The following is a 13486-nucleotide window of genomic DNA, read 5'->3' on the forward strand; positions in this document are numbered from 1 at the left end:
TTTTTTATATATATAATTTTTCAAAATTATTCATAAATTTTACTAAAGCTTGTACACCTTCTATAGGCATAGCATTATATATTGAAGCTCTTATGCCACCAATAATACTATGTCCTTTAAGAAAATATAATCCTTGTTTCTCCGCTTCTTTTAAAAATTTATTTTCTATATTTTTTTTATTAATTTTAAAAACTATATTAGTTATAGATCTGTTTTTAACAGATATATTATTTACATATATTTTACTATTATCTATAGTAGAATATAATAATTTTGCTTTTTTTTGATTTATTTTATTAATATATTTTACTCCTCCTTTTTTTTTTAACCATTTTACAACTAAACTAGATAAATATAATGAAAATGTTGGTGGTGTATTATACATTGAGTTATTATCAGAAATAATTTTGTAATTTAAAACAGATGGTAATTCTTTACGATAATTATTTTTAATAATTAAATCATCTCTAATTATTACAATAGTTAGACCAGATGGACCAACATTTTTTTGAGTACTAGCATATATTATTCCATAATTTGTTATATTAATTTTTTTTGTAAGTATAGTAGAAGATAAGTCTGCAACAACAATTGCATCTTTAAACTTAGGATCTTCATTGATAGCTATACCTTCTATAGTTTCATTAGAACAATAATGAATATATATTGATTTATTATCTAATAACCATTCATTCATTGGTTTTATATATAAAATATTATTAATTATTTTTCTGGTATGAATAATATTAGGTTTACAATATTTTTTTGCTTCTTCCATTGCTTTATAAGACCAATAACCGATATTTGCATAATCGGCTTTTTGATTATAATTAAGTAAATTCATTGGAATAGCAGCAAACTGTGTTCTTGCGCCTCCTTGAAAAAATAATATTTTATATGTATTAGGTATATTCATTAATATACGTAAGTCGTTTTCAAATTCTTCAACTAAATTTATAAAATATTTACTACGATGACTAATTTCCATAACTGAAAAATTTAAATTATTCCAATTAATTAATTCGTTTTGTGCTTTTAATAATACTTTATGAGGTAAAACTGCTGGACCTGGACTAAAATTGAATATTTTTTTCATTAATAATATCCACAAAATTTAATATTGATAATATATTTAAATAATTTTTTTGATATTTAAGTATCTTTTTTAGGTATAATTTTTTTATGAGTATGAATAGACATTATGATACCAAAACTAGCAAGAGAAACTATGAGAGAAGTTCCTCCATAACTAAATAAAGGTAAAGGTATACCAACAACAGGTAACAAACCACTAACCATACCAATATTAACAAAAATATAAAAAAATAATATTGATATTATACCACTAATCGTAATTTTTCCAAAAAAATTTTCTGATTTTAAAGCTAAAATCATTCCTCTAAATATTAATATTGTATATAAAATTATTAATAATACTACTCCTATAAATCCAAATTCTTCTGCTAATACAGCAAAGATAAAATCTGTAGATTTTTCTGGTAAAAATTCGTATTGATTTTGAGTACCATTTAACCATCCTTTACCTATTAATCCACCCGATCCAATAGCTATTTTAGACTGAATAATATGATATCCTCTATTTAAAGGATCACTTTCAGGATGAAATAACATAAAAATTCTTTCTTTTTGATATTCATGAATAAATCCAAACCATGATATGGGTATTATTAATAATATTATTATTAAATTATTAATAATAATTTTCCATGATAATCCTGATAAAAATAAAATACATAATCCAGAAATAAAAATTAAAACACCATTACCTAAATCAGGTTCATTAATTATCAAAATGGTAGGTATCATGATTAAAATCATTATTTGAAAATATTTTTTTAGAGACATAGGATGAATACTTTTATTTATTATTTTAGCTATAATTAAAGGAATAGCTATTTTTATTATTTCTGATGGTTGAAATTTTATAAATTCTAAATCTAACCATCTTTGTGCACCTTTACTAATATGTCCTATTATACAAACAATTGTTAATGATAAAATACAAAAAAAATATAATGAAAATGCATATTTTTCATAAAATTTTGGAGGAATTTGAGCAAATATTATCATTATAATAAATCCTAATAACATTTGTATTAATTTATTTTGAAATATGTATTCATTTCCTCCAATAGCACTCCATGTAACTATAATACTTAAAGATAAAATTAATATAATACATATTAACAATATTAAATCAATATGTAATTTCGTAACAAAAAAATTATTAAAAAATTTTTTATTTTTCATATTTATATATAAATATATTATTTTATTAAAAAATCTTTATTATGTGCAAAAATATAATCAAAAATTTTTCTCATAATATCTCCTATTACTAAATCTTTATTGTTTTCAATAATAATTACAATAGCTATTTGTGGATTTTTATAAGGAGTATAAGCTATCATAAGTTTATGATCTCTTAAACTATCTTTTATTACATTAATATTATATTTTTTTATATTATTTAAATTAAAAACTTGTGCTGTACCAGATTTAGCAGCTATTATATATTTTGCAAATGATAAACTTTTATAAGCAGTACCATTATTATGATTTGCTACTCCATACATTCCTCTTTTTACTAATTTCCAATATTGATTAGATATATTTCTAATGGAAGCATAATGTTTAGATTTAAAAGGATAATATTTATCATTTATTTTTATCTGTTTTAAAATATGAGGTTGTTTTACAATCCCATTATTGATTAATATTATTAATGCTTTGCTCATTTGTATTGGTGTTGTATACCAATAACTTTGACCTATTCCTACAGATATAGTATCTCCTGTATACCAAGTATCTTGTTTATTATTTAATTTCCATTTCTTTGTTGGTAAATTACCTAATTTTTCATTAGCTAAATCAACTTTTGTTAGTTCTCCATAACCAAATTTTTTCATCCAATGATGTATTTTATTAATACCCATATTAAAAGCTATTTGATAAAAAAAAGTATCCGCAGATTCTTCTAATGATTTAATAAGATCTAAATAACCATGTCCTGTTTTTTTCCAATCTTTATAACGTTTATGACATTTTGGTATTTCCCACCACCCAGGATCAAAAATAATAGTTTTTTCATCTATTAATCCTAATTGCAAAGCAGCTATAGATATATATGGTTTAACTGTTGATGCTGGTGGATATATTCCTTGAATAGCACGATTAATAAGTGGTTTATTTTTATCATGTATTAAATGATTAAAAACTTTGTGAGTCATTCTACGTATAAATAAATTTGGATTAAAACTAGGTGTAGAAACCATAGCTAAAATACTACCATCTTTAGGATTTAAAACAATAAGAGCAGAACGTATATTCTGAGGTATTAATGATGAAACATATTTTTGTAATTTAATATCTATACTTAAAAAAATATCATAACCTGCATATGCATTCTTTTGAGAAATTTGTTTTATAATATGTCTTCTATTATCTATTTCTATTTTTTTATATCCTGTAATACCATGTAAAACATTTTCATAATATTTTTCAACTCCAGATTTACCAATATTTTTACTATGAATATAATTTTTTCTCTTTTTTTGTTTTATTAAACTACGTAAATCTTCAATACTAATTCTTGATATATATCCAATAAAATGTGCACATATTGCACTATAAGGATAAAATCTTTTTTGATAAGTTACTAAAAAAAAACCTGGAAGTCTATACTTATTTAAAAAAAATTTTGCTACTTCAACATCATTTAAATCTACTTTCATAATTATTGGATGAACTGTATCTTTTTGTAGTGCTTTCAAAAATAATTTAACATTTTTTTTAGATATATGTATTATAGATCGTATTGTTCTTATTTTTTTTACAATATCTTTATTTTGAAAAGGTAAAAAAGCTAATTTATAAAAAGTTTTATTCATAGCTAATAATATTCCATTTCTATCATAAATTAGTCCTCTCATAGGTACTAAAGGTAATAATTTAATATAATTTTTTTTAGATTTTTTTTCATAAAAATTAAATTTTATTATTTGTAAAGTATATAAATTAAATAATAAAATAGATAAAGATAATATAATAATTATTAATAATAATATTATTCTTCGAATAAAATTTTGATTTTTTTTAGTATTACTTTGAGTAATATTAGAATCTAATATCATTAGATAATTACTTCCTTTATTTTTAATAACAAACTAATATACACAATTATTTTTTATAAAATTAATAAAATCAATTGTTCTAAATCAATCCAAAAATATTTTTTAATATAATCATTAATTATAAATGTTTTTATATTTATTTCTATTTCTAATAATAATTTAATTGATAAATATAATTGATCATGAGTAATTTTTTTTAAAATTTTTTTTATAATTGAATATTTATCTATAGGAATTAAAGATTTTTTTAATAAATAATAAAAATTATCTTTATTCATATTTCTTTTTAAGATTAAAAGTAAAAAAATATTTTTTTCTATTTTAGATAATATTAAATAAGGACTTATTTGTTCATGTTTTAATTTATTTAGTATATTAATACTATGTTGTATTTTTTTTGAAAATATTAAATCATGAGATTTTATAAATAAAAAATTATTTGTAATTTTTGAAAGAAATTTCAAATTAATATTACTTTTTTTAGGATATAATAAAGATATATCTTTAAGTGTTTGATATAAAAAAGTTAAATTATCTTCATATAAATAGCATAATAACTTACAACAAGAACTATTTAATAATAAATTTAATTTTTTAATTTTAATAAAGACCCAATTAATCAATTGTATGTTATTTAATTTATTACATATTCTTAATAAAAAAAAATGATTATTGATTATTTTAAATATAAAATTAGAAGAAATAGCAATATCTGTATGTATTTCTAATATAAGAATAATATCAATATTAATAATTTTAAAAAGATTAATTATTTTTTTTTTACAATTAATAAATATTTTTTTATCAAGAAAAATTAGATTTATTATTTCTTTTTTATAAAAAATATTTCTTTCTAAAAACTTATGAAAAATATTATTCCATTCAGTATGATTATCTATAACAATAGAACTATATTCTACAAAACCTAATACTTTTGTATTATTACGTAATTTAATAACAGTTCTTTTTATAAAAAAAGATTCATTACCAGCTAATATGTAGCAATTATATTTATTCTGATAAATATCAATATCTATATTTTTTACTAAAACTTGATTCATAAAAAATATTATTAATAATCTCTTAAATTTAATAATTTTAATTATTTAATAATATCATTATATAAAAATTATAACAAAAAATTTTATAAATATTTTGTCATTTTATAACAATGTTAAATATTTTATTTGGTACATAAATTGTTTTAATTATATTATGATTTAATATAAGTTTTAATATTTTTTTATGATTTAATATATATTTTTTAATATTATCTTTAGAATTTTTATAACTATATGGTATATTAATTATATATTTTTTTTTCCCATTAAGTTGTATAATAATATTAAATGATTTTTTTTTATCAAATTGAATATTAATAACTACAGGCCATGTTTCGTTATCAATATCATTACTATTACCGATATATTTCCATAATACAAAAGAAAAATGTGGTGTAAATGGATATAACATTTTAATTATAACTATTAATGCATCATGAATAATAATATGATCTTCTAAATTAGAAATTTTATATTTTGTTATTTTATTTACCAATAACATTATTGATGATATTGCTGTATTAAAAATTTGTTTTTTTCCAATATCATTTGAAACTTTAATTATTATTTTATTTATATATTCTTGTAATAATCTTTGTTTTAAATTTATTTTTGAATAAAAAATTTGTTTATTTATATTTTTTATATTGCAATTAAATTTATTATGTTGAAATATAAATTTCCATATTTTTTTTAAAAATCTAGACATACCTTTAATTCCTGATTCTTTCCATTTTAAAGATACACTAGGTGGTGCAGCAAACATTATAAAAATACGTAAAATGTCAGCTCCATATTTTTTTATTATATTTTCTGGATCTATTCCATTATTTTTAGATTTAGACATTTTAATCATACCATTATATATTAATTTTCTACCTGTATTATCTTCAACATCAATGATATTATTATTTTTATCTCTTTTTTTAACGATAACATTAACAGGTGATATCCAATGACATTTGTTATTTTTATCTATATAATAAAATGAATCAGCTAATACCATTCCTTGACATAATAAATTTTTAACAGGTTCATCGTTTTCTAATAATTTAAAATCTCTCATTAATTTATGAAAAAATCTAAAATATATTAAATGCATAGTAGCATGTTCTATTCCACCTATATATTGATCAACTGGTAGCCAATATTTTACTGAAGATCTATTTAACATTTCTTTATTATATTTAGGACAAGTATATCTTGCATAATACCAAGAAGATTCTATAAAAGTATCAAAAGTATCTATTTCTCTAATTCCTTTGTTTCCGTTTAAATTATATTTAAACCAATCTAAATTATCATTAACTTTTTCACTATAATTTTGTTGTGTATTATTAAAAATTTCACTAGGAAATGATATTGGTAAATCTTTTTCTTTTAAGGGAAAAATTTTTTTATTATTTAATATAACAACAGGTATAGGTGTACCCCATAAACGTTGTCTTGAAATACTCCAATCTTTTAATCGATAATATATTTTTTTTTTTGCTATATTTTGCTTAATTAAGTATTGAGTCAATAATTGAATATTTTTTTGATTATAGTTAAAATTATTAACTATTAAATTTATATTATTATTTTTAATAATAGGTATATTATGTTTTTGCGCAAATATTAGATCTTGTTTACTATGAGTAGGTATTCCAATAGTAGCTTGAATATTATAATGATGAGAAATTTTATTAACAATTAATATTGGAATTTTTTTTTTTGTTATTATATTAATAGCAAATAATCCACTATCGATAGATAATTCTTCAATATTATTATCTTGTAATAATAAATCACATGATTTTATAAAATTATTAATTTTAGTATTTATATAAGAAATTTTTTTAAGTAAAGGATGATTAAATAATATTTTTATAAAACAAATATTTATATAAAAATAAATATTTTTTATAAAAACTTGAATATTATCATTACTATTAAAAATATTAAAATTTATGTCTAATCCTTCTATTTTACCTATCCAATTCATTTGCATAGTTTTAACTTTTTGTGGCCAACCATGTAATGTTTTTAATGAATTTAATAATTCTTCAGCATAAGTAGTAATTTTAAGAAACCATTGAGAAATAGATTTTTTTATAACATTACTATTACATCTCCAACAACGATTTTTATGAACTTGTTCATTAGCTAATACAGTTTGATCTATTGGACACCAATTTACGGGTGAAATTTTTTTATAAACTAATCCATGATTATATAATTTTAAAAAAAACCATTGTTCCCAACGATAATAATCAGAATGACAAGTTGTTATTTCTCTATCCCAATCATAACTAAAACCTAATAATTTTAATTGTTTTTTCATATAATGAATATTATTTTTAGTCCATATATCTGGTCTAATATTGTTATTCATAGCAGCATTTTCTGCAGGTAAACCAAAAGCGTCCCAACCTATAGGATGTAAAACATTTTTACCCAACATACGTTGATATCTAGCAATCACATCTCCGATTGTATAATTACGCACGTGTCCCATATGTAATTTTCCTGATGGGTAAGGTAACATAGAAAGACAATAAAATTTTTTTTTATGTTTATCTTCAGTAACTTTAAATGTTTTATTTATATCCCATATTTTTTGTACATATGATTCTATTTCTGCAGGTAAATATTCTTTTTTCATATTTATAAACACCTTATATATTTTATCTATATTATTTACTAATAAAAATTAGTGTTTTATATAAGTAAAATATGTAATTTTTTATATAAAAATAATATTTGTAATAAAAAATTTAATATTATTAGTTATTTTTCTTAATATAAATATATTTAGTTTAAATTTATATTATATAATAATATATAAATATTAATTTTTATATAAAAATATTTATATAAAAATTATTTGTAAGGATTAGAATATCCAAGAAGAGTAAGTAATTTAATTTCTTCTAATTGCATTATTTTTGTTTTTTTATTATTAAAATGATCAAATTTTAATAAATGTAGACTGGAATGTATAATCATATGAGCCCAATATTCTTCTATTTTTTTATTGTACATATAAGCTTCATATTCAATAATATCTTTACATAAGATAATATCTCCTAAAAAAAATTTTTTAGATAAATAATCTTCATAAGGAAAACATAAAACATTAGTTGTTTTATTCATACTTAAAAATTTCATATTGAGTTTTTTGATTATTTTTTTTTCTACAATACTAATATTTATTATAAATTTTTTTTTATAATTATTAAAAATAATATATAACCAATTATATAAATTACTTTTTAAAGGTAAATTATTTTTATTTTTACAATAATTATTATAATTTAATAGAATATTTTTCATTTATTATTTACCAAATATATATAATTTTTAAATTAATATAAATTATTAATATTAATTATCATTTAAAGAAATAAATTTACCATGTAATGAATATAAATAAAAAGCAGTAATTTTTATATTAACTAATTTCCCAATATAATTATATTTATTTAGAAAAAAAACAACTCGATTGTTTTCTGTTCTACCAAAAAAAAATTGTTTATTTTGAGGTGATATACCTTCAACTAAAATAGTTTGTATAGTGTTTAACATTTTTTTACTATTTTTTTTAATTTGTTGATTAATATAATATTGTAAAATATATAATCTTTGTTTTTTTTCATATTCACTAATATTATTATTTAATTTACTTGCTGGAGTTCCTGGTCTAGGAGAATATATAAAACTAAAACTCATATCAAAATTAACATCTAATATTAATGAAATAGTTTTATAAAAATCATTTTGTGTTTCTCCAGGAAAACCTATAATAAAATCTGAACTAATTTGTATATTAGACCTAACAATTCTTAATTTCTTGATAATATTTTTATATTCAATAATATTATATCTTCTTTTCATTAATGATAAAATCTTATTAGATCCACTTTGTACAGGTAAATGAACAGAACTAACTAATTGGGGTATTTCATAATATGTTTGGATTAATTCATCAGAAAAATTTTGTGGATGACTAGTAGTAAATCTAATTCTTTTAATAGCTTTAATTTTAGAAATTTTTTTTAATAATGTGGGAAAATTACATATATTACCTTCTAAATCTATATATTTATAAGCATTAACATTTTGTCCTAATAAATGAACTTCTTTAACTCCTTGTTTAGATAAAATTATTATTTCTTTTATAATATCTTGATAAGGTCTACTAACTTCTTTTCCTCTTGTGTGTGGTACGATGCAATACGTGCAATATTTATTACAACCTTCTATTATAGAAATAAATTCACTAATATTTCTTTTTTTTGGTGATGGAAAATAATTAAATTTTTCTATTTTTGGAAAACTAATATCAATTAAATATTTTTTAAATATACGAACTTTTTTAATCATCATAGGAATTCTATGTAAAGTTTGTGGTCCAAAAATAATATCTACATGATTAGCTCTATTTAGTATCTTTTTACCTTCTTGTACAGCAACACATCCTCCAACACCAATAATTATATTAGGATTTAATTTTTTTAAATTTTTCCATCTTCCTAACTGATGAAATAATTTTTCTTGAGCTTTTTCTCTAATTGAACATGTATTTAATATAATTATATTAGCATTATTTATAGTTTTAGTAATTTTACAATTTAATTCTTTTTCCATTAGATCGGCTATCTTAGATGAATCATATTCATTCATTTGACAGCCCCAAGTTTTAATATATAATTTGTTATTTAACATAAGAATTTATTATTAAGTTTATATATAAAATATATATAAATAAGAGTTGTTTTTTCAAAAAATATTACTGGGGTACCTGGATTTGAACCAGGGATGCCGGTATCAAAAACCGGTGCCTTAACCTCTTGGCTATACCCCAAGAAAAAAAATATATAAAATAAAAATTTTGCGGAAGACGAGACTTGAACTCGTATATTATATTAATTCCAGAACCTAAATCTGGTGCGTCTTCCAATTCCGCCACTTCCGCTAAAATTTTATATAGCTACGATGGGAATTGAACCCATGACCTCAGCGTTATGAGTGCTGTGCTCTAACCACCTGAGCTACGTAGCTAAAAAAACATAAGTATATTATGTAAATATAAAATTAGAACGTCAACTAATTTATTACTTTAAATGAATATTTTTTATAAATTATAAAAAAATGGTCTTTAACTTATGTATAAAAAAAATAATACTTATAAAAATAATTTTATTTATCAAATTATTAATAATGATTTAAAAAATAAAAAATATGGTTTGATATATACAAGATTTCCACCAGAACCTAATGGTTATTTACATATTGGACATCTTAAATCTATATGCCTTAATTTTACAATAGCAAAAGATTTTAATGGTAAATGTAATTTAAGAATTGATGATACTAATCCTGTTAAAGAAAATATTAAATATATAGAATCTATAAAAAAAGATTTAATTTGGTTAGGTTTTCAGTGGTCAAAGAATATTAAATATTCATCTGATTATTTTGATCAATTATATGAATATGCCATAGAATTAATTAAAAAAGGTTTTGCATATGTTGATGAACTAACATCAGAAGAAATTCGCAATTATAGAGGAACTTTATTGATTCCAGGTAAAAATAGTCCATATCGGAATAGAAGTATAGAAGAGAATTTAATATTATTTAATAAAATGAAATTAGGTAAATTTTCTGAAGGTAGTGCATCTTTAAGAGCAAAAATAAATATGCAATCAAAAATTATTGTTTTACGAGATCCTGTTTTATATAGAATTAAATTTATTCAACATCATCAAACAGGAAATAAATGGTGTATATATCCTATGTATGATTTTGCTCATTGTATTGCAGATGCTATTGAAGGAATTACACATTCATTATGTACATTAGAATTTCAAGATAATAGATTATTGTATGATTGGATTATTAATCATATAAGTATAAATCATCATCCTAAGCAATATGAATTTTCTAGGTTAAATATAGAGTATTCTATTCTATCAAAAAGAAAAATGAATTTATTAGTAAATAATAAAATTGTAAATAACTGGAATGACCCTAGAATGTTAACTATTTCAGGATTAAGAAAAAGAGGTTATACTGCATCATCTTTAAAAGAATTTTGTTATCGTGTTGGTGTTACAAAACAAAATAATCTTATAGAGCGAGTATCTCTTGAATCATGTATTAGGGATGAATTAAATAAAAATGCTCATAGAATGATGGCTATATTAAAACCTTTAAAAATAATTATTACAAATTTTCCTACAACAAAAGAAAAAATTAAAATTATTGCTCCTAATCATCCAAATAACCATGCTATGGGTTTTAGAAATATTTTTTTTACTAAAGAAATATATATAAATGAATTAGATTTTATTGAAAAAGATATAGAAAATAATAAAAAATTAACTTTAAAAAAAGAAATACGTTTAAGATATTCTTTTGTAATTAAAGCTAATAAAATATTAAAGAATAAAGAAAAAATTATTTGTGTGTATTGTACTTATGATTCTAACACTTTAGGTAAAAAATTAAATAAAAATCGAAATGTAAAAGGAGTAATTCATTGGTTATCAATTTCTCATTCTATTCCAGCTATTTTTAGAATATATGATAATTTATTTACAAAAAAAAATATTGATTTTATCAATATAAATAAAATTTTAAGTTTTATAAATAAAAAATCATTATTAATATATAATGGTTTCATTGAAAAAAATATTTTAAAAAAAAAACAAAATAAATCTTTTCAATTTGAAAGGGAAGGTTATTTTTGTTTAGATAAAAAAGATTCTAATAAAAAAGTTTTAATTTTTAATCAAATAACATCATTAAAAAATAAATTTAAAATATAATTTTTAAATTTATTTATAATAAAAATCAATTATATATAAAAAATATAATTGATTTTTTAAAATTTAAAAATTTTTAGATATTTGTTTGACCCATTGTTTAATACGTAAAGAAGTTAAATGAGATTGTCTATCTTCATCTATAGTTAATCCTAAAAAATAATCTTTATTTTTTAAACTTTTAGTATATTCAAAATGATATCCTAAAGTAGGCCAATATCCTATTATTGTTGCTTTATTTTTTTTAATAATTTTATAAATTAAACTAATTGCATCGCAAAAATAATCTCCATAATCTTCTTGATCACCACATCCAAATAAAGCTACAATTTTATTTTGAAAATTTATTGTTGTTAAAATAGGAAAAAAATCATCCCAATCACATTGAGCTTCACCATAATACCAAGTTGATATTCCAAATAAAAGTATTGGAAAATTTTCAATATCTTCTTTATTACTTTTAGAAATATCAAATACTTTAGTATTAAACATAGATAATTCTTTTTGAATTTTTAATGCAACATTTTCTGTATTACCTGTATCACTACCAAAAAAAATACCTATTTTAGACATATGAATTATTTACCTTAAAAAATTTTATTTTAAACAAAAATTAAATATTTTATTTATAACTATATTAGTTTTTTCAATATGTAAAAAATGACCAGCAGATATATTATATATCTTAGCTAATGGAAATTGATCAAATAATTTTTTATAATATATATGATTAACATAAAGAGATTTTTCTCCTTTTAAAAATAATATTTCTCCTAACCATGAAGGTATTATTTTCCAATTTAATATTGTATTATATTCATTACTTAATATAGGTAAATTAAACTTCCATTTTCCGTTAGAAAAAGAATTTAAAAGAAATTTAATTATGTGTGTTTTTTTTATATAAAAACTCATTATTTCAAAAGCTTTTACTTTAGTAAATATTTTTAACTTATGAATTTTATTTAATATAAAAAAAATATTTTTATTATTAAAATAATAATTAACAGGTGCTATATCAAGAATAATAATTTTTTTTATAAAATTAGGAATTAATTTAGTCATAGTCATAGCAATTTTACCACCCATGGAATGTCCTATTATAATAATTTTATTTTTAATACCAATATATTTAAGCGTATCTAAAATATCTTGAGCCATTAATATATAATCCATATTATTATTATGAGGAGATGAACCATGGTTTCTTACATCAATTTCAACAATTTTGTATTTTAATTTTTTATTTAAAATTTTAGCAATATAATGTAAACTGTGTTTATTACCAAATAAACCGTGAATTGTAATAATAGTTCTATTTATTTTTTGATCAAAATTATTTATAGGAATAATAGAGTAATTTAAAATCATAATATAATTTGTTTTATTTAAATTTATATTTAAATATATATTATTTTAAATAAATATATATATTTATATATTTATTATAATTTTTTAT

General features: G+C 19.6%; 10 protein-coding genes and 3 tRNA genes. 1 reads left to right on the forward strand and 12 read right to left on the reverse strand.

Annotation, left to right across the window (positions count from 1 at the left end; translation table 11 throughout):
• Nucleotides 1–4: 4 nt before the first annotated feature.
• The 10 genes from serC to GJT81_RS01615 all read right to left on the reverse strand — a co-directional run bounded on the left by serC (nt 5) and on the right by GJT81_RS01615 (nt 10258).
• On the reverse strand, nt 5–1096 hold the full coding sequence (serC, locus tag GJT81_RS01570) for a 3-phosphoserine/phosphohydroxythreonine transaminase (protein WP_169785585.1): 1092 nt from the start codon (nt 1094–1096) through the stop codon (nt 5–7).
• 56 nt (nt 1097–1152) lie between these two features.
• Nucleotides 1153–2271: a rod shape-determining protein RodA gene (rodA, locus tag GJT81_RS01575; RefSeq protein ID WP_169785586.1), complete on the reverse strand. Its 1119-nt coding sequence runs from the start codon at nt 2269–2271 to the stop codon at nt 1153–1155.
• Between the two features lie 17 nt (nt 2272–2288).
• Nucleotides 2289–4154, reverse strand: coding sequence for a penicillin-binding protein 2 (gene mrdA, locus GJT81_RS01580; RefSeq protein WP_169785587.1), 1866 nt, complete (start codon nt 4152–4154; stop codon nt 2289–2291).
• Between the two features lie 53 nt (nt 4155–4207).
• Nucleotides 4208–5215 (reverse strand): DNA polymerase III subunit delta, encoded by a 1008-nt coding sequence (gene holA / locus GJT81_RS01585; RefSeq protein ID WP_169785588.1) that lies wholly within the window; start codon nt 5213–5215, stop codon nt 4208–4210.
• Between the two features lie 97 nt (nt 5216–5312).
• Nucleotides 5313–7859 (reverse strand): leucine--tRNA ligase, encoded by a 2547-nt coding sequence (leuS, locus tag GJT81_RS01590; RefSeq protein WP_169785589.1) that lies wholly within the window; start codon nt 7857–7859, stop codon nt 5313–5315.
• 218 nt (nt 7860–8077) lie between these two features.
• Complete coding sequence (gene ybeY, locus GJT81_RS01595; RefSeq protein WP_169785590.1) at nt 8078–8530, reverse strand: rRNA maturation RNase YbeY; 453 nt, start codon at nt 8528–8530, stop codon at nt 8078–8080.
• 51 nt (nt 8531–8581) lie between these two features.
• Nucleotides 8582–9922 (reverse strand): tRNA (N6-isopentenyl adenosine(37)-C2)-methylthiotransferase MiaB, encoded by a 1341-nt coding sequence (miaB, locus tag GJT81_RS01600; RefSeq protein WP_169785591.1) that lies wholly within the window; start codon nt 9920–9922, stop codon nt 8582–8584.
• Between the two features lie 67 nt (nt 9923–9989).
• Nucleotides 9990–10061, reverse strand: a tRNA-Gln gene (locus GJT81_RS01605).
• Between the two features lie 28 nt (nt 10062–10089).
• Nucleotides 10090–10172 (reverse strand) — tRNA-Leu (locus GJT81_RS01610).
• Between the two features lie 12 nt (nt 10173–10184).
• Nucleotides 10185–10258 (reverse strand) — tRNA-Met (locus GJT81_RS01615).
• A 104-nt stretch (nt 10259–10362) separates the two neighbouring features.
• Here GJT81_RS01615 and glnS point away from each other — a divergent pair.
• Complete coding sequence (glnS, locus tag GJT81_RS01620; protein WP_169785592.1) at nt 10363–12030, forward strand: glutamine--tRNA ligase; 1668 nt, start codon at nt 10363–10365, stop codon at nt 12028–12030.
• Nucleotides 12031–12093: 63 nt separating this feature from the next.
• Here glnS and fldA read toward each other — a convergent pair whose 3' ends face one another.
• Both fldA and GJT81_RS01630 read right to left on the reverse strand, forming a co-directional pair.
• Nucleotides 12094–12600 carry a flavodoxin FldA gene (gene fldA, locus GJT81_RS01625; protein WP_169785593.1) on the reverse strand — a complete coding sequence of 169 codons (507 nt, stop codon included), beginning with the start codon at nt 12598–12600 and terminating at the stop codon, nt 12094–12096.
• A gap of 24 nt (nt 12601–12624) precedes the next feature.
• On the reverse strand, nt 12625–13398 hold the full coding sequence (locus tag GJT81_RS01630; protein WP_169785594.1) for an alpha/beta fold hydrolase: 774 nt from the start codon (nt 13396–13398) through the stop codon (nt 12625–12627).
• Nucleotides 13399–13486 lie beyond the last annotated feature (88 nt).

The sequence above is a fragment of the Enterobacteriaceae endosymbiont of Plateumaris consimilis genome, from assembly GCF_012563145.1.
GTDB lineage: Bacteria > Pseudomonadota > Gammaproteobacteria > Enterobacterales > Enterobacteriaceae.